Annotated in this window: 16 protein-coding genes; 9 read left to right on the forward strand and 7 right to left on the reverse strand. The window is 67.8% G+C overall.

All coding sequences use genetic code 11. The annotated features are described in order from the left end of the window. The first annotated feature begins 216 nt into the window (after window positions 1-216). Together QZM35_RS13110 and QZM35_RS13115 are read left to right on the forward strand one after the other, a co-directional pair. Entirely contained in the window at window positions 217-630 is a 414-nt protein-coding gene (locus tag QZM35_RS13110) for a DoxX family protein (RefSeq protein WP_174970929.1), read from the forward strand. A 100-nt stretch (window positions 631-730) separates the two neighbouring features. After that, a complete protein-coding gene (locus tag QZM35_RS13115; protein WP_301776087.1) occupies window positions 731-2,224 on the forward strand; it encodes a mechanosensitive ion channel family protein in 1,494 nt (497 codons plus the stop codon). A gap of 35 nt (window positions 2,225-2,259) precedes the next feature. On the opposite strand, the gene QZM35_RS13120 is transcribed toward QZM35_RS13115, so the two are convergent. Further along, window positions 2,260-3,168 (reverse strand): LysR family transcriptional regulator, encoded by a 909-nt coding sequence (locus tag QZM35_RS13120; protein WP_089429538.1) that lies wholly within the window; start codon window positions 3,166-3,168, stop codon window positions 2,260-2,262. A gap of 121 nt (window positions 3,169-3,289) precedes the next feature. Between QZM35_RS13120 and QZM35_RS13125 the strand changes: the two genes are divergently transcribed. After that, entirely contained in the window at window positions 3,290-4,195 is a 906-nt protein-coding gene (locus tag QZM35_RS13125; protein WP_089429539.1) for an AraC family transcriptional regulator, read from the forward strand. Between the two features lie 185 nt (window positions 4,196-4,380). Here QZM35_RS13125 and QZM35_RS13130 read toward each other — a convergent pair whose 3' ends face one another. Continuing rightward, the gene (locus tag QZM35_RS13130; protein WP_301776088.1) at window positions 4,381-5,058 is read right to left on the reverse strand and encodes a hypothetical protein; all 678 of its coding nucleotides are present in this window, start codon (window positions 5,056-5,058) and stop codon (window positions 4,381-4,383) included. A gap of 106 nt (window positions 5,059-5,164) precedes the next feature. On the opposite strand from QZM35_RS13130, the gene QZM35_RS13135 reads away from it, so the two are divergent. Next, window positions 5,165-6,328: an aldose epimerase family protein gene (locus QZM35_RS13135; protein ID WP_301776089.1), complete on the forward strand. Its 1,164-nt coding sequence runs from the start codon at window positions 5,165-5,167 to the stop codon at window positions 6,326-6,328. Between the two features lie 27 nt (window positions 6,329-6,355). On the opposite strand, the gene QZM35_RS13140 is transcribed toward QZM35_RS13135, so the two are convergent. Continuing rightward, the gene (locus QZM35_RS13140) at window positions 6,356-7,213 is read right to left on the reverse strand and encodes a PhzF family phenazine biosynthesis protein (protein ID WP_301776090.1); all 858 of its coding nucleotides are present in this window, start codon (window positions 7,211-7,213) and stop codon (window positions 6,356-6,358) included. Window positions 7,214-7,224: 11 nt separating this feature from the next. Here QZM35_RS13140 and QZM35_RS13145 point away from each other — a divergent pair, with 11 nt between their 5' ends. Next, a complete protein-coding gene (locus QZM35_RS13145) occupies window positions 7,225-8,115 on the forward strand; it encodes a CoA pyrophosphatase (protein WP_301776091.1) in 891 nt (296 codons plus the stop codon). A 33-nt stretch (window positions 8,116-8,148) separates the two neighbouring features. Here QZM35_RS13145 and QZM35_RS13150 read toward each other — a convergent pair whose 3' ends face one another. Then, a complete protein-coding gene (locus QZM35_RS13150) occupies window positions 8,149-9,120 on the reverse strand; it encodes an AraC family transcriptional regulator (protein ID WP_089433598.1) in 972 nt (323 codons plus the stop codon). A 94-nt stretch (window positions 9,121-9,214) separates the two neighbouring features. On the opposite strand from QZM35_RS13150, the gene QZM35_RS13155 reads away from it, so the two are divergent. Then, on the forward strand, window positions 9,215-10,045 hold the full coding sequence (locus QZM35_RS13155) for an oxidoreductase (RefSeq protein WP_301776092.1): 831 nt from the start codon (window positions 9,215-9,217) through the stop codon (window positions 10,043-10,045). 156 nt (window positions 10,046-10,201) lie between these two features. Then, window positions 10,202-11,038, forward strand: coding sequence for an alpha/beta fold hydrolase (locus QZM35_RS13160; RefSeq protein ID WP_089429545.1), 837 nt, complete (start codon window positions 10,202-10,204; stop codon window positions 11,036-11,038). 112 nt (window positions 11,039-11,150) lie between these two features. Here QZM35_RS13160 and QZM35_RS13165 read toward each other — a convergent pair whose 3' ends face one another. Further along, a complete protein-coding gene (locus tag QZM35_RS13165; protein WP_089429546.1) occupies window positions 11,151-12,071 on the reverse strand; it encodes a LysR substrate-binding domain-containing protein in 921 nt (306 codons plus the stop codon). Between the two features lie 165 nt (window positions 12,072-12,236). Between QZM35_RS13165 and QZM35_RS13170 the strand changes: the two genes are divergently transcribed. Both QZM35_RS13170 and QZM35_RS13175 read left to right on the forward strand, forming a co-directional pair. Further along, window positions 12,237-12,887 (forward strand): LysE family translocator, encoded by a 651-nt coding sequence (locus QZM35_RS13170; protein WP_301776093.1) that lies wholly within the window; start codon window positions 12,237-12,239, stop codon window positions 12,885-12,887. A gap of 58 nt (window positions 12,888-12,945) precedes the next feature. Beyond that, window positions 12,946-13,320 (forward strand): gamma-glutamylcyclotransferase family protein, encoded by a 375-nt coding sequence (locus QZM35_RS13175; RefSeq protein WP_174970904.1) that lies wholly within the window; start codon window positions 12,946-12,948, stop codon window positions 13,318-13,320. Between the two features lie 43 nt (window positions 13,321-13,363). Here the strand turns inward: QZM35_RS13175 and QZM35_RS13180 are convergent, their stop codons facing one another. Together QZM35_RS13180 and QZM35_RS13185 are read right to left on the reverse strand one after the other, a co-directional pair. Next, window positions 13,364-14,071: a DUF3142 domain-containing protein gene (locus tag QZM35_RS13180; RefSeq protein WP_174971511.1), complete on the reverse strand. Its 708-nt coding sequence runs from the start codon at window positions 14,069-14,071 to the stop codon at window positions 13,364-13,366. A gap of 16 nt (window positions 14,072-14,087) precedes the next feature. Next, window positions 14,088-16,259: a hypothetical protein gene (locus QZM35_RS13185; RefSeq protein WP_301776094.1), complete on the reverse strand. Its 2,172-nt coding sequence runs from the start codon at window positions 16,257-16,259 to the stop codon at window positions 14,088-14,090. Window positions 16,260-16,265: the final 6 nt, after the last annotated feature.

Genomic DNA, 16,265 nt, shown 5'->3' on the forward strand with positions numbered 1-16,265 from the left:
GTGCCTGCCGCGCTTCAGAACGTTTCAGCGCGGCTCAAGGACACGGGCACGCGGCACGCGTAGATTGCGTGCGTAAGGCGCGGCCATTCCGGCACGCTTGCGTGGCGACCCTGTGCGCGCGCCGAGATATCGCGACGCCATTCGCCACGCGGGCGTCGCGACGCGTGCGGTGCCACCTGCGCCGCCGCGTACCCGCCCAACCGGACGAACCGCCGCATGAAACTTCCCGAATCCGACCTTTCCCGCCACGCGGCCGACCTCGGCCTGCTGTTCCTGCGCGTCACCGCCAGCGTGCTGCTGCTCGTGGTTCACGGCTTGCCCAAAGTGTTTCACTACACGTCGGAAGCCGCCGCCATCGAGGATCCGTTCCATCTCGGCCGCACGCTGTCGATCCTGTTTGCGATCTTCGCGGAAGTCGTGTGCCCGGTCTTCATGATCGTCGGCGTATGGCCGCGCCTGGCCGCGCTGCCGGTGATGATCATCACGCTCGTCGCGCTGGTGTTCGTCCATCCCGACTGGTCGCTGCGCGATGCGCAGTTCGCGTGGATGCTGCTGATCCTGTTCGGCACGATCGCGATCGCGGGGGCCGGCCGCTATGCGTTGCCGGGCGTGGTGCGCCGGCGCGAGTAACGTGGCGGCGGGCGTCGCCCGCGCCCATCATCCCGTCGCAGCGACGGCGGACCGACCGTCACGCTGCCGTCGCCATCGTTCCGTTCCGTTTCGTTCCGATATGCTGAATCTCTCCGACACGGCGCTCTACGGCGCGCCGATCGTGCTGGCCGATCTCGTCGCGTGGCGCCTGTTCGGACGCGGTCGCGGCGCGACGCGGGCGGTGTGGCGCTGCGCGGCGTTCGCCGCACTGACCGCCGTGCTGTTCGCGCACGGCGTGAGCCCGCTCGCCGTTCCCGCGTCGGCCACCGGCCTCGATCGCGTCGCGCTCCAGGCCATCTGCATCGCGTGGTGGCTGCAATGCGCGATCGTCTTCAGCCTGCTGCTCGATCATCTGCTGTTGCCGCCCGCGTGGCGCAGCCAGCGGCTCTTTCACGACATCGCCGCGGGCGTCGTGTTCGGCGCGGCCGTGGTCGCCGCGCTGGGCTACGTGCTCGGCCTGCCGTTGAGCGGCGTCGTCGCGACGTCCGGCGCCGTGGCGGTGATCCTCGGTCTCGCGCTGCAGAACACGCTGAACGACGTATTCTCCGGGCTCGTGCTGAACACCACGCAGCCGTTTCGGCTGAACGACACCGTGTCGATCGGCGAAATCGAAGGGCGGATCGTCGAAAGCAACTGGCGGGCGACGAAGCTGATCGACAGCCTCGGCAACCTGGTCGTCGTGCCGAACAGCGCCGCGGCCCGTGCCACCATCGTGAACCTCAGCGAACCGTCCGGCCTGCACGGCGTGACGCTCACGCTCGACGTCGATCCCGCGGTGCGGCCGGCGGTCGTGGTCGGCGCGCTCGAGCGCGCGGCGGCCAGTTCGCTCGACGTGCTCGCGCGCCCCGCGCCGGTTGCCGTCGTGAAGGCGTTCGGCACCAACGCGATCCGCTACGAGCTCCTCGGCTACGTCGACGCGCTGCAGAAGACGACGGCCGTGCGCAACGCGCTGTACGATCTCGCGCATCGGCATCTGGCCGCGGCAGGCACCGCGTGGCGGCCGCTCGCGAGCGCCGCGCCGGCAGCGGCGCCGGACGGGCGCGACGGGCACGATCGACGTGACGTGTCGCGCCGGTTGCTGCTGTTGCGTGCGGTGGACCTGTTCGCGCGCGTCGACGGCGACGATCTCGCCGCGCTGGCCGATGCGCTGGTCCCGCGTTCATTCGGCCAGGGTGACGTGATCTATGCGTCGAATTCGGATACGCGCGTGCTGACGATCGTCGAATCCGGCGTCGCGGCCGTATTCGTGCCGGGCCCGGCGGGCGACGTCGAGGTGCGGCGCATGGCGCCCGGCGATGCGATCGGGCAATCGGTCGTGCTGGCCGGCACGCGCCTGCATGCGACCGTGCATGCGGTGACCGCGATGACCGTGCTGCAGCTGCGCAGCGACGACCTGTCGGCGCTGATCCGCAGGAAGCCGGAGCTCGGCAGGCTGATGTGCGAATCGGTGACCGAGCACATCGCGGCCGAGGAAAGGATGATGATCCCGCCGGTCGAGAAGGCGCACGCGTCATTCAGCCTGATCGCGTGGCTCGAGAAGGAAATGAAGCGCGTGCACGATTCGATCGTCTGACGCGGGGCAGTGACCTTCGCGGGCGCCGAACGCGATCACGCGAGCTGCAAAAGGCGATCGACGAGGTCGGGGCGATCGAGTTGCTCGACCCACCACAGGAGTGCACGGCCGGCCTCGTCGCTGCGCCAGGCGAGATAGCAATGCGTGGTGTCGCGCATGCCGGTCACGCTGCGGGCGACGAGCTTGCCGTCGGCGATCGCGCGGGCGGCGATGCATTCCGGCAGCGTGCCCACCGCCAGCCCTTCGCATTGCGCATCGAGCTTGGCCGCGAGCGTCGGCACCGCGAGCGTCGGCTGGCCCGCGTCGATCGCAACCGATTGCGGCGGCAGTTCGCGCGACGTATCGCTGATCACCGCGCCGCGATACCGGACGACCGTTGCCATCGACAGCGGCTCGGGAAGCGCGGCGAGCGGGTGGGTCGGCGCAACGGCGAACACGTGTTTCAGCGCGCCGATCGGGCGCGCGATGATGTTCGGCAGTTCGGGCGGCGCGCCGGCGGCGCCGACGACGAGATCCGCGCGGCGCGAGATCAGCGCGTCCCAGGCCCCGCCGAGCACTTCGGTCGACAGCCGCAGCCGCGTGTCCATCTCGAGCGCATAGAACCGGTGCACGAACGGCCACATCGCATCGAACGGCAGGATCTCGTCGATACAGATGCGGACCTCGGTTTCCCAGCCTTCCTGCGCGCGCTGCGCCTTCATCTCCAGCTGTTCGGCCGCATGCAGGAGCCGCCGGCCTTCCTCGACGACGATGCGGCCCGCGTGCGTGAGCTTCGCGCGTCGCCCGCTGCGGTCGAACAGCATGACGCCGAGATCACTCTCGAGTTTTTGTACCAGGTAGGTCAGGGCGGACGGCACGCGATGCAGCAGTTCCGCGGCTTCGGCGAACGTTCCGGTACGGTCGATCGCATCCAGTGCTTCGAGCGCTTCGAATGACAGCTTCATCGCGAGTTCCGGGTGGAGGAGGCTGGCGCATCATACCAGCGCGTGCCGCACGAAGGGCAGCGCGCGTCATGGTGGTTTGCTAGACTGACACGCCTCGTCATTCACTTGCTTGTCTCCACTCATGACTGCGCGTCAGGCGGACAACGCTTCTTCCGATTTCATCCCGGCCGACGTCAGGCAGACCGTCGTCGCGCAGGCGCTGCCGAAGGGACAGGTCAGCATCGTCCGGCTGAAGACGCTGCGCCGCAACAGCGGGCTCACCGCGCCCTATCAACTGGAGAATTCGGATCTCATCGTGTTGCAGTTGCGCCCGTTCGGCGAACAGGATCTGTGGCTCGACGGCCGCCGCGCGCCGTTCGTGCCCTACGGCGCGGGCACGGTCACGGTTTACGATCTCGATCGCGACTGGGTAGCCGATCTGAAGGGCGCGTTCGACTGCCTGCATTTCCACATGCCGCGTCCGCTGCTCGAGGAAACGGTGGACGACCTCGGCGGCCGGCAGCGGCCGCGGCTTTACCTGCCGCCTCACCTGAGCGCGCACGATCCGATCATCCACTCGCTCGGCCAGTCGCTGCTGCCCGCGCTCGCGCGGCCGGGCGAGGCGTCGCAGATGTTCATCGATCACGTCGGCCTCGCGTTCCAGGCGCACGTGGCCCACCGTTATGGCGGCGTCAGCGAGCGACGGGAAAAGACGTACGGGAAACTCACGCCGTCGCAGGCGCGCCGTGCGAAGGAATTGCTGCTCGAGCATCTCGACGGCAACCTCGGGCTGGCCGACGTGGCGAGCGCATGCGGGCTGTCTCGCAGCTATTTCGTGAAGGCGTTTCACCAGACCACCGGGCTGCCGCCGCATCGCTGGCTCATCGTGCAGCGCGTCGAACGGGCGAAGGAGTGGATGCGCAATCCGAGCCTGCCGTTGAGCATGATCGCCGACGCGTGCGGCTTTGCCGATCAGAGCCACTTCTCGCGGACCTTCACGCGCCTGACCGGCGTCAGCCCTCGCCGCTGGCGCGCGGACCATACCTGAGCGTCGTGATGCGGGGCGGGCAAGCGAGGTCCGCTTCGTCATCCGGTATCGGAACGTGTGCATCCTGCGCGGCTCGATTCGGCCGGGTGCGGGGCGGGCGCGGTAGCGGCGATCGCACGTGCGGCGCGCGGCTTGCGCCACGCCGGCCGGATTAGCGCGCGCCTGTAGCGGTGTGCGCAGGGTGCTTATGCGTAGAAGCCGATCAGCATGTCGAGATTGCGTTGCGCGTGCGGCTCGAGCGGCGCGAATTCCGCCGATCGAAACAACGGGGCCTGCGCGCGCAGATGCTCGAGCGCCTGCTTCCGGCCGGCGCGGAAGGCTGCCGACGGTGCATCGGGATCCTGCGCCCACTCGCACGCGATTGCGCGGTCGTACTCGCGCAGCCGGTCGGGTGCGGCCGCGAGGATCGCGAGATCGGCATCGAGAAAAATTTGCGCGGCGCGCTGCAATTCCGGATCGGCGGCGAACCCGTCAGGCAGTCGGTGCGACTTCGTCGCCAGCACCAGGTCGCGGGCAACGGACACGTGCGATGCATGCGCATGCAACCAGGCTGCGTCGCAACGCGCGTGCGTGACCTGCGCGAGCCATTGCGCGCTGAGCGCTTCGTTGTCCGCATACGCCGGCAGGGTCGTCGCGTAGACGATATCGTGCGCCCACACGGCCAGCTCGATGGCCGGCCACAGCGGGTTCGCACGATACGGCGCGAGGTGAGCGAACAGTTCCGCCAGATGGGCGAGCGTGTGATAGAAGCGCTGCGGCTCGCCGTACGCGCGCTCGACGAGCGGCCACACGGCCGTCGTGCCGAAGCAGGCGTCGCAGGCGGCGCGCAGCGTGCGCGCGATATCGGGATCGCGGGCGTTCATGGCGGCGATCGGCTCGGGCGGGCGATGCGCGCAGCATAGCAAACGTGGCCGCGAGCAGGCATGCCGCTTGCGCACGCGCACGGATTGCACCGTATCGGAGGTTGCCATGAAACGAATCTGGCCGCGCTTCCCGCTGCTCGCGATCTGGGCGGTCGGGGCGCTCGCGCTGTACGCAGACCTCGCCTCGGCGGCGCCCGATGTATCGATCAGCCGCGCGGATGACGGAACGACCGCGTCCGGGCAGCGGGTGAGCCAGTACACGCTGGCGAACCAGCGCGGCGTGACGCTGAAAGTCATCACGTACGGCGCTATCGTGACCGCGCTCGACGTGCCGGATCGAACCGGCCACGTTGCCGACATCGTGCTCGGCTTCGATTCGCTGCACGACTACGAAGCGCACAACGGCAACATCCATTTCGGCGCACTGATCGGCCGGTATGCGAACCGCATTGCCGGCGGCCGGTTCCCGCTCGATGGCCGGACGTGGACGCTGCCGGTCAACGACGGGCCGAACACGCTGCATGGCGGCCCCGGCAGTTTCGACGCGAAGGTATGGACGGTCACCGGTACGCACAGCGACGCGAGCGGTTCGAGCGTCACGCTGCGCTACGTGAGCCCCGACGGCGAGAACGGCTTTCCCGGCACGTTGACGACTGACGTCACCTACACGCTGACGCGCGACAACCAGATCCGTATCGACTACCGCGCGACGACCGACAGGGACACGGTCGTCAACCTGACCAACCACAGCTATTTCAATCTGGCCGGGCAGGCGGGCGGCAGCGTCGAGCGGCAACTGATCGAGATCGCCGCCTCGCGCTTCACGCCGACCGACGAGACGTCGATTCCGACCGGGCAACTGGCGAGCGTCGCGGGTACGCCGATGGATCTGCGCCAGCTGACGCCGATCGGTGCGCATTTGCGCGACGCCTATCCGCAACTCGTCATCGCGCATGGGTACGACCAGAACTGGGTGCTCGACCAGGGCGGCCAGCCGGCGCCGGCGTTTGCCGCGCGCGCTTACGACCCGGCGTCGGGGCGTTTCCTCGAGGTGTACACGACGCAGCCGGGGCTGCAGTTCTATACGGCCAACGGATTGAACGGCAGCGTCGCGGGCAAGGGCGGGACGGTCTATCGGCAAACCGATGCGTTTGCGCTGGAGGCCGAGCATTTTCCCGATTCGCCGAATCATCCGGCATTCCCGACGACGGTGCTCAAGCCCGGCGAGACGCTGCACGAAGTGACGGTGTGGCGGGTGGGGGCGCGATGAGCCGGGGCGCGGCCCGGATCGTCTCCGCTACAGGTTGACCACGCCGCGCCCGAGTTCGATCACGCGGCCGCCCACGCCGATTTCGCCGCTCGCATTGACCGACAACCGCAACCGGCAAGGCCGGCCGACAGCGTCGCCCTGTTCGACCTGAAACGCGGCCGGCAGGTCGCGCTTCATCGCAAGCAGCCACCCGCCCAGATTCGCGCAGGCCGACCCGGTGCCCGGGTCTTCCGAGACGCTGCCTTGCTTCACGAAGAAGTAGCGCGACACCACCGTCCCCGGACGCTCGGCATCGAACGCGAAGACGTAGGCGGTCTTGCGGCCGAGGCTGCTGGTCGGCCAGATATCGAGGCAGGCGCTGTCGGGCTGCGCGCGGCGCACGGCGGCGGGATCCTTGAGCGCGACCAGCAACTGGTCGGCGCCGGTGTCGACCCAGATCGGCGACGTGAGCAGATCGTCTTCCGTGAGCCCCAGCAGCGCCGCCATCCGGGCGTCCGACAATTCGCACGGCGCCGTCTTCGGCATGCCTGCGTGCGGCGCGGTGAACGTCCACACGTCGTCATGCGCGCTCACGTCGACCACGCCGGCCTTGAATTCGAGCGCGAGATCGCCGCCGGCGCCCAGCAAGTCGCGCACGACATGCGCGGTGCCGAGCGTCGGATGGCCCGCGAAGGCCATTTCATAACCGGGCGTGAAGATGCGAACCCGCGCATGGGCGCGCTCCGACGGCAGCACGAAGGTCGTTTCGGACAGGTTGAACTGCACCGCGAGCGCCCGCATGGTCGCGTCGTCCATGCCGCGCGCATCGTCGAATACGCAAAGCGGGTTGCCGCCGAAAGTCGATTCGGCGAATACGTTCAGCAGGCGGAAGGCGTAGGCAGGCATTTGAATCTCGTGTGGGTGCGGCAATCGACGGACCGAGGGGCACGTTTGTCGGCGGCTTGCGGCAGAGCGGCGGCGACATCGCGTCGCAATGCGGTGCGTCATTGTGCCCGCAAGATGCGATGAAAGGGCGCCATCCGGGCTGGCCGTTTTTCATGCATGATCGGGGTCTCCGGTTTGCGGATGGAGATCCGGTTCGATCATTCGACTATCCGCAACGTGCAGGTTCGAGCGTGCAGGGGGACGACATGGGATCTGACGGAAGCGCCCCGGACACCGGCGGCGACCAAGCGAATGCCGGCTCGCCGCAAACGCTCCTGGACGCGATCGTCCGTGGCGTCGAAGGCCACGGCATCCCTGCCGGCACCGATTGGCCGACCGCGAAGCAACTCCTCGCGGACAACGATGGCCAGTGGAAATTCTCGGCGGTGCTGGTCCCAATCGTCGCGCGGCGCGAGCCGACGATCCTGCTGACCCGACGCGCGTCGGACCTCAGCGAATACTCGTCGCATGTGAGTTTTCCGGGCGGACGCCCGGCCGAGTCCGACCGCGATATCGGTACGACCGCTTTGCGCGAGGCATTCGAGGAAATCCGTCTCGCGCCTGATGCGGTCCGCGTGGCCGGCAGCTTGCCGATCCACAAAACCAGAAAACGCAATCACGCGATCTTTCCCGTGGTCGGCATCGTGCCGGAAACGGCGATATGGGAGGCGGCGCCCGCGGAAGTCGCGGAGATCTTCGAGTTTCCGTTCGCCGTGCTGCTGAATCCGGATCTGCTGCGGCAATACACGGACGGCGAACGCACGGGCGCATGGTACTGGGCGGAGCAGGCGCAGGACATCTGGGGCGTGACGGCGCTCATCCTGAGATCGCTCGCCGGTCTGGTGCGCGATGCCATGCGTTGACGGCATGCGTCGACGGTCGCATGCCGACGCACGTCAATGCGACGACACGAATTGCGCATCCTCGAAGGCTTCCGGAATCGCGAAGCTGTCGCGCATGCGCTGCGTTTCCTTCGCCGGCGTCAGGCCGAACAGGCGCTTGAATTCGCGGCTGAACTGCGACGGGCTCGCATAGCCGACCGCGTAGCCGGCCGCCTCCGCCGTCAGGTCCTCACGCACCATCAGCAGGCGCGCCTGATGCAGCCGTGTCGACTTCAGGTACTGCATCGGCGACACCTGCGTGATCGCCTTGAAGTGGCTGTGAAAGCTCGGCACGCTCATGCCGGCTGCGTCGGCCAGTTGCGGCACGTCGAGCGGCTGCGCGTAATCGGCATGGATCACGCGCAGTGACCGGCCGATCCGGCCGAACTGCCCGCGCATCGCCAGCGCGCTGCGCATCGCGCTGCCCTGCGCGCCGGTGAGCACGCGGAAATACAGCTCGCGCAGCAGTGCCGGGCCGAGCACCGCGGCGTCGAGCGGCCGGTGCATCGCCTCGACGAAACGCAGCACCGACGCGTGCATCGTCGCATCCATCGGCGTCGACATCATGCTCCTGGGCGCCTGCACCGGCTCCGCCGTCCCTTCGCGGTCGATCTGCGCGGCGAGTTCGGCGGCCATCGTGAAATCGAGGTGCAGGTACAGCGCGAGCAGCGGGCGCTCGGGCGTGGCGTCGGTTTCCATGCTGAACGGCACGGGCACGGACACCGCCAGGTAGTGATGTTCGTCGTACAGATAGCGCTCGCCGCCGAAGTAGCCGCGCTTGCAGCCCTGGCACACGATCACGATGCCCGGGTCGTACAGCACCGGCGTGCGCGACAGCGCGCGGTTCGAACGCAGGATGCGCACGCTCGGCAGCGCCGTCAGGTTGTAGCCTTCGTCGGGCGCCAGCGTGCGCAGCAGCGCCACCAGGCGCTTCCGGTCGCGCGGCGGCAGCGTCGGGGATCGGGCGGGGACGGGATCGGCGCTCATAGTTTTGTGCAAGAAAATCAGCGGAATCGGGCTTATTCGACGTGGATCGTCAGACTAGTATGCATGCTCCAATCGACATTCGGGAGAAGCTCACATGGCATCCGGCAAGCTCATGCTCATTACCGGCGTCAGCAGCGGCTTTGGCCGCGCGCTCGCGCAGGAGGCCCTCGCGGCGGGTTACACGGTGGTCGGCACCGTGCGAAGCGCGCAAGCGGCGCAGGATTTCGACGCACTGTCCGCGCAGGCGTTCGCGCGGGTGCTCGACGTGACCGACTTCGACCGCATCGACGGCGTCGTGGCGGACATCGAGGCGAACGTAGGGCCCGTCGACGTCCTGGTGAACAACGCCGGCTTCGGGCACGAAGGGATCATGGAAGAGGCGCCGCTCGCGGAGATGCGCCGGCAGTTCGACGTGAACGTGTTCGGCGCGGTCGCGATGATGAAGGCGGTCATGCCTTACATGCGCGAACGGCGGCGTGGCTACATCCTGAACATCACGTCGATGGGCGGCCACATCACGATGCCGGGCATCGCGTACTACTGCGGCAGCAAGTTCGCGCTGGAAGGTATTACCGAAACCGTCGGCAAGGAGCTGGCGCCGTTCGGCATCGCGGTGACGGCCGTGGCGCCGGGGTCGTTCCGCACCGACTGGGCCGGCCGCTCGATGGCGCGCACGCCGCGCTCGATCGCCGATTACGACGCGCTGTTCGACCCGATCCGCCAGGCGCGCGAAGAGAAGAGCGGCAAGCAGCTGGGCGATCCGGCGAAGGCCGCGCGGGCAATGCTCGCGGCGATCGCGGCGGACCACCCGCCCGCGCACCTGCTGCTCGGCAGCGACGCGCTGCGGCTGGTACGCGGCAAGCTGGCGGCGCTGGACGCGGAAATCCGGGCATGGGAGGCCGTGACGGTGTCGACGGACGGTTGACGTGCCGTGCCGCACGATCGTTCGCCCGTAGCGGGTTCGTCCGCGTTGTCGACATCGTCGACGGTCATTCGCAACTTGGCATCCTCGTTTAACAAACCTGTCCGATAATGGCCGCCGGCCAGTGCGCCGTTCATCCACCTCACAGGAGTCATCGCGATGCCATACGTCACAACGAAGGATCACGTCGAGATCTTTTACAAGGACTGGGGCCCGAAGGACGCGCAGCCCATCGTCTTCCATCATGGCTGGCCGTTGTCCGCGGACGACTGGGATGCGCAGATGCTCTTCTTCGTCCAGAAGGGCTATCGCGTGGTGGCGCACGACCGGCGCGGCCACGGCCGGTCGGCGCAGGTGTCGGACGGCCACGACATGGATCATTACGCGGCGGACGCGTTCGCGGTCGTCGAGGCGCTCGACCTGCGCAATGCGGTGCACATCGGCCACTCGACCGGTGGCGGCGAAGTCGCGCGCTACGTCGCGAAGCACGGCGAGCCGGCCGGCCGCGTCGCGAAGGCGGTGCTGGTCAGCGCGGTGCCGCCGCTGATGGTGAAAACCGCATCGAACCCGGAAGGCTTGCCGATCGAGGTGTTCGACGGCTTCCGCAAGGCGCTCGCCGACAATCGCGCGCAGTTTTTCCTCGATGTGCCGAGCGGCCCGTTCTACGGGTTCAACCGCGAAGGTGCAACCGTGCATCAGGGCGTGATCCGCAACTGGTGGCGACAAGGGATGGAAGGCAGCGCGAAGGCGCATTACGAAGGCATCAAGGCATTTTCGGAAACGGATCAGACCGAAGACCTGAAGTCGATCTCCGTCCCGACGCTCGTGCTGCATGGCGAAGACGACCAGATCGTGCCGATCGCGGATGCTGCGCTGAAGTCGATCAAGCTGCTGAAGAACGGCACGTTGAAGACGTACCCGGGCTACTCGCACGGGATGCTGACGATCAACGCGGACGTCCTCAACGCCGACCTGCTGGCTTTCGTGCAGGCGTAACAGTGTGAGCGCAGGCCCGCTTCGGCGGGCTGCGCTGCCATTGCGGGCCGGCGGCGCGCGGTCGCGCCCGTCGCGCTGCCGGCCACGCGGCCGGATCACCGGCCGCTGCGGTTCAGCCCGGGCCGTTGAAGCGGATGCCCGGAAACGTCAGGCGCGGCAGCCGGCTTTCCAGAAACGCGAGCAGTTCGCGCACCTGCGCGGCCTTGGCGGAATCGTCCGGCCAGACGAGGTAGTACGCGTCCCCCGTATTGACGGCGGTCTTGAACGGCAGCACGAGCTGCTTCTCGTCGATGGCCGTCGCGCACAGCGCGAGATCGCCGATCGAAATGCCGTGGCCGGCAATCGCCGCCGCGATCCCCTGTTCGAGCATGTCGAACACCTGCCCGCGCGTGATGTCCACCTCGAGATCATGGCCGCTGCCCTTGAGCCAGCGGCGCCAGTCGCGCCGGTCGGGCGACGGGTGGATCAGCTCGCACGCCGCCGGATTCGTGCGTGCGACCGTCGCGGTCGCTCGCGAGCACACCGGAATCAGCCATTCGTCGAACAGCTTCACGCACTGCGTGGCCTCGCCGAACTTGCCCGCGCCGAGCAGGATCGCGCAATCGTAGGATTCGCTGAAGAAATCGACGGTATCGACGTCCATCCACACGCTCGCGATCTGCACCTCGAACGCGGGCCGCGTGGCGCGAAACGCGGCCAGGGCGTCGAGCAGCCAGCGCATCGTGAGCGTGGACGGCGCCTTGAGCCGCAGCACGTCGCGTTGCGACTGGAACAGCACGCACGCTTCCTCGATCTGCCGGAAGCCGCGCCGCAGGCCCGACGCGAAGATGTGCGCTTCCGCCGTCACGGTCATTTTCGGGCCGTGCCGGACGAACAGCTTCCGCCCGAAGTACGCCTCGAGTGTCCTCACGTGCTTGCTCACCGCGCTTTGCGTGAGGCTCAGTTCCTCGGCGGCCAGCGTAAACGAGCCGGTGCGCGCGGCGCTTTCGAACGCGCGCAGCGCGTAGACAGGCGGGAGCGGTTTGGCCTTCATGGGTTTAGAACAGGAATAAAACTCATGTCATCCGGCAGGATTTTCCGTTTTTCAACAGCAGGCCGGGTACACAATACTTCAGAAAACCGTGCAATCCGGTGCGCTGAAGCACGATGATGCCACCGTGGCGGGCACGCGCGTCCATTCACCCCACAACTTTTTTTCATGGCACTTCATTACCCGCTGCTGTTCGCCTATCTCGCCGCGATCGTGCTGCTCATCGCGACGCCCGGCCCGGTCGTCATGCTCGTGGTCGGCACCGTCGCGCGGCGCGGCTTCCGCCAGGGGATGCTGACCGCGGTGGGCGCGAATGCCGCGAGCCTCGTGATGATCGCGGGGGCGATGCTCATGGTGTTCGGCGTCGTGCTCGTCAGCGAGCGTCTGTTGACCGGGTTGCATGTGGCCGGTTGCGTGTTCATCGCGGTGCTGGCCGTGCGGACGCTGCTCGGCGAATGGCGCGCCGGCCGCACGCGTAACGGCAACGGCGCGCGGGAAGGAGAACCGGCAGCGCAGGCGCGCGGCTTGCCGGGCGTCGTGCGCGGCTTTCTCGTCGGCATCGCGAATCCGAAGGACCTGCTGTTCTTCGTCGCGTTCTTTCCGCAGTTCGTCGGCATCACGCCGGATTCGCGCGTGAGCCTGGCCATCCTGGCCGCACTGTGGATCGCGGTCGATTTCACGATCCTGACCAGCTACATGGCCGCGATCAACCATCCGCTGATTCAGCGCAAGCAGCGCTGGATCACGGCGTCGTCGGCGAGCGCGCTGCTCGTGATTGCGCTCGCCGGGCTCGGCAGCACGATCGCGGGCGCCGCGTAAGCCCGCCGGCGATCTGCGTGACGCTTCGTTCGCTCCCACTCCTTGACCGATTTCGATCATGTCCAGCACCCGTCCGGCTTTCTCCGAACACCTCTTTTCCTATGGCACGCTGCAACTCGAACCCGTGCAGCTCGCGACCTTCGGCCGCAAGCTCGACGGTCGCGAGGATGCGATGCCCGGTTACGCGATGACGATGCTGAAGATCGACGATCCGGAAGTGGTGGCGACGAGCGGGAAGACGCATCATCCGGTGGTGGCTTATACCGGCCGGTCCGGTGACCGTGTCACGGGCACCGTGTTCGCGATCACGCCGGCAGAACTGCAGCACGCGGACGACTACGAAGTCGACGCGTATCGCCGCGATCGCGTGGTGCTCGAATCGGGCGTCGCCGCGTGGGTGTACGTGGACGCGACTTCGCCGCGACCGGCCTGAATCCGGCGCGTGGACAGGCGCGTGGCTGTCGCGCCTGCGCCTGCTAGTCGTTGCGCAGGAACACGACGTAGCCGCGGAACCACGGATTCGTCGCGAGGTACGGCGGCGCGTCCCATTCGCCGCCCTGGAGGATGCCGATGCGAAACGGCAACTGCAGCCGCGCGACGCGCGGCAGGTAGTCCGCATAGTCGGGGATCGTGCGGCGGCCCTGGTAGGTCTGCACGACCACCTCGTCGACGATCCCCCTGAGCTGGTTGACCTGGTCGGTATCGATGCGGCTGCTCCAGTCGAGCAGCCCGGTGATGCTCAGCCGGCAATCGGCGGGCAGCGTGTCGCGCAGCGACCGCAGGAATTCGAGGTACTCCTGCAGGTGGCGCGTGCGCGCATCGAAGTCGATCTGGATGCCGGTGATCGTGCGGCCCGACGCGCGCCAGCGCGTGAGCTGCGCGAGCATGATCTGCGTGACGCGCGGCGTCCAGCGCAGCGTATGCGCGCGATAGACGAGCCACACGCGCGCCTGCGGCGCGGGCGGTAGCGCCACGCCCTGCGCGATCACGCGGACCTGCGACTCGTCCCGCGGCGACGCCTCGATCTGCCCTTGCAGCACGTAGACGGCACGTGCGCCGTGCACGACCGCCTGCGGCTTCACGCCTGCCCACAGCCAGAACGCGTCGTACCGCGCGGCGTCGACGGTGCCGGCCAGTGCGACGCGTCCGGCCAGCAGCAGTGCGAGGCACGCCAGGCATGCGATGCGCGTCACGCGGCGCTTACCAGTAGTAGCGAAGCTTCTGCGCCCACGGGCTCCCCGCGTAGCTGGCCTTCAGCGTATCGAACCAGCGCTTGCGCACGTTCTTCGGTACTTCCTTGCCGCCGCATTCGTTGGAGCCGCCCGGTGCATAGCACTTGATCGCGCGGTAGTACGCGTAGGCGCGGTCGTTCGGGTTCGCCTGCGCATCGGCCATCACCGTCACGTAGCTCGACATCCGCTCGAACGGCTTGCCCGCGAACTGGGACGGCGCGGCGCCGAGCGTCGGCGGGATGCGCGTGGCGGCCGTCGTCGACGCGTTGCGCATCCACAGCGGCACCGGATCGTTTTCGAGGCCGGCCGCGGGCGGGTGCAGGCGCACGAAATCGGCGAGACAGTTCAGCCCTTTCGCATCGGCGGGATTCTGCTGGAGCACCGTGGCGATGTCGTGCGCGGACGGGCACGTATAACCGTCTTCGTTCCTGGCGCCGGCCGCGATGAACGGCTTCAGCGGATCGGCCGGCTTGCCGGACACCAGCGCGGCATCGGCGATGAATTCGGCGTAATGCGAACGCGTGAGCTCCTTGTACAGCAGCGTGTACAGCGCGGTGTCGCGCAGCGCGCCGCCGGTCGCCTGGTTTTGCGCCTGGGCGCGCAGCAGGTCCGCATTGGCCGAGCGTTGCAGCAGCACGGCGCGGATCGCGGCGTTCTGCACGGGCGAATCGTCGGCGAACGCGTCGTTGACGAGTCCGGCCTGCTCCAGGTTGATCGCGAGCGCGAGTTCCAGCGCTTCGCGCTGGAAGCGGAATGTCGCGAGCGGGATCAGGTCGCGCCACAGCTGGCGCGCCTTGTCGGACTGGCCGCTATCCTCCAGCGCGAACCCGCGCAGCGCCTGCTGGCTCAGGCCGAAGTAGTCGAGCGGCTCCGCGGGCGTCTGCGGCAGCAACGCGAGCGCGGCGTCCGGCTTGTGCCCGATCTGGACGTGCCAGGTCGCGAGCAGGTAGTCGTACAGTGCGGGCGCGTTCGCGAAGCGCGGCTTCTGCGCCTGCAGGTCGTCCAGCGTCAGCGGCTTGGCGCGGCTCGAGTCGCTGTTTTCCGACGTGCGCATGCGCAGCAGGTCGACGGTCGCGAGCACGGTCGGCGACTGGATCTGACTCGCGTCGAATTCCGACCCGAACAGCAGCTTGCTGTCGAGTTCGTTCGCGAGCTGGATCAGCGGCACGTTCGACGTCGCCGGCGACCAGCGCGCGAGCGCGTGGCCGTACAGGTCGGCCTGCTGCGTGACGTTGCCGCCAAGCCACGCGACCCGCCGCAACAGCCCGTTTGCGGAGGTCGCATAGCGCCCCTGCGGGTACACCTTCAGGTAAGTGCGAAACACCGTGTTCGCGGCGTCGAGCGACACCTTCGTCACGCGGCCGCGCGTCGGCGTGGGGCTGTCGTGGTCGAACACGTTGGCCTGCGCGGCGTTCAGCTGCGCGCGCCCGGTCATGTAGAGTCCGGTTTCCTTCAGCCACGGGTTCGCGCTGTGCGACGCGCTCGCGAACGCACGGGTCGCGGTGAGGAAGTCGGCGCGGTAGAACGCGTTCGTGCCGTCGAGGTACGCGGCGAACTGCTGGCCGAGCGGCGACTTGACCGGCGGTTTCGTCCACGCGGCGCTCGCGCCGCCGGCGGCGCAGGTCTTCTGCGCGATGTCGGCACGCGCTGCGCGCAGGCGCGCGGCTTCGTCGGCGGGGAGGCCGCCGGCACTGCCCAGTGCGTCGTTGAATGCGTCGGCGCCCGAGGTCATGCTGCGGCAGATGCTGCCTTCGCCGTCGGCGTACTGGTTCGACGGTGTTTCGGTCTGCGCCGCGCCGCCGGTCTTGTCGGGCGTCTTCTGCCCGATAGAGATCCATCCGGAAAAGTCCATCGGAAACGGCACGATGATCTGGTGGATCCGGTCTTTCGCCGGGATCGTCTTCGGGTCGGGAAACGCCTGCGCGACCTTGGTGCTGTCGACCATCATCAGCATCGCGTTGATACGCGTGTCGTTGGCGGGGCTCAGTATCGGCAGGTTGCCGCAGAAGTACGCGTTCTGCCGGAGCGTGACCGGCGCTTCGCAGCTATCGTCCGAGCTGGCATGGGCCGCCGGAATCCAGAACAGGCTGACCGCCAGCGCGGCGAACAGGTTTCGATGCAGCAATGGGCTTTTAGGCATTTTTTC

Origin of the sequence: Burkholderia sp. AU45274 (genome assembly GCF_030482505.1) — a bacterium.
Lineage (GTDB): Bacteria > Pseudomonadota > Gammaproteobacteria > Burkholderiales > Burkholderiaceae > Burkholderia.

Coding starts and splice junctions, on each gene's coding strand:
- QZM35_RS13135 (WP_301776089.1), top strand. CDS start 5,165: ATGAAACGAATCTGGCCGCGCTTCCCGCTGCTCGCGATCTGGGCGGTC.
- QZM35_RS13130 (WP_301776088.1), bottom strand. CDS start 5,058: ATGAACGCCCGCGATCCCGATATCGCGCGCACGCTGCGCGCCGCCTGC.
- QZM35_RS13120 (WP_089429538.1), bottom strand. CDS start 3,168: ATGAAGCTGTCATTCGAAGCGCTCGAAGCACTGGATGCGATCGACCGT.
- QZM35_RS13150 (WP_089433598.1), bottom strand. CDS start 9,120: ATGAGCGCCGATCCCGTCCCCGCCCGATCCCCGACGCTGCCGCCGCGC.
- QZM35_RS13185 (WP_301776094.1), bottom strand. CDS start 16,259: ATGCCTAAAAGCCCATTGCTGCATCGAAACCTGTTCGCCGCGCTGGCG.
- QZM35_RS13155 (WP_301776092.1), top strand. CDS start 9,215: ATGGCATCCGGCAAGCTCATGCTCATTACCGGCGTCAGCAGCGGCTTT.
- QZM35_RS13140 (WP_301776090.1), bottom strand. CDS start 7,213: ATGCCTGCCTACGCCTTCCGCCTGCTGAACGTATTCGCCGAATCGACT.
- QZM35_RS13115 (WP_301776087.1), top strand. CDS start 731: ATGCTGAATCTCTCCGACACGGCGCTCTACGGCGCGCCGATCGTGCTG.
- QZM35_RS13175 (WP_174970904.1), top strand. CDS start 12,946: ATGTCCAGCACCCGTCCGGCTTTCTCCGAACACCTCTTTTCCTATGGC.
- QZM35_RS13110 (WP_174970929.1), top strand. CDS start 217: ATGAAACTTCCCGAATCCGACCTTTCCCGCCACGCGGCCGACCTCGGC.
- QZM35_RS13125 (WP_089429539.1), top strand. CDS start 3,290: ATGACTGCGCGTCAGGCGGACAACGCTTCTTCCGATTTCATCCCGGCC.
- QZM35_RS13165 (WP_089429546.1), bottom strand. CDS start 12,071: ATGAAGGCCAAACCGCTCCCGCCTGTCTACGCGCTGCGCGCGTTCGAA.
- QZM35_RS13160 (WP_089429545.1), top strand. CDS start 10,202: ATGCCATACGTCACAACGAAGGATCACGTCGAGATCTTTTACAAGGAC.
- QZM35_RS13170 (WP_301776093.1), top strand. CDS start 12,237: ATGGCACTTCATTACCCGCTGCTGTTCGCCTATCTCGCCGCGATCGTG.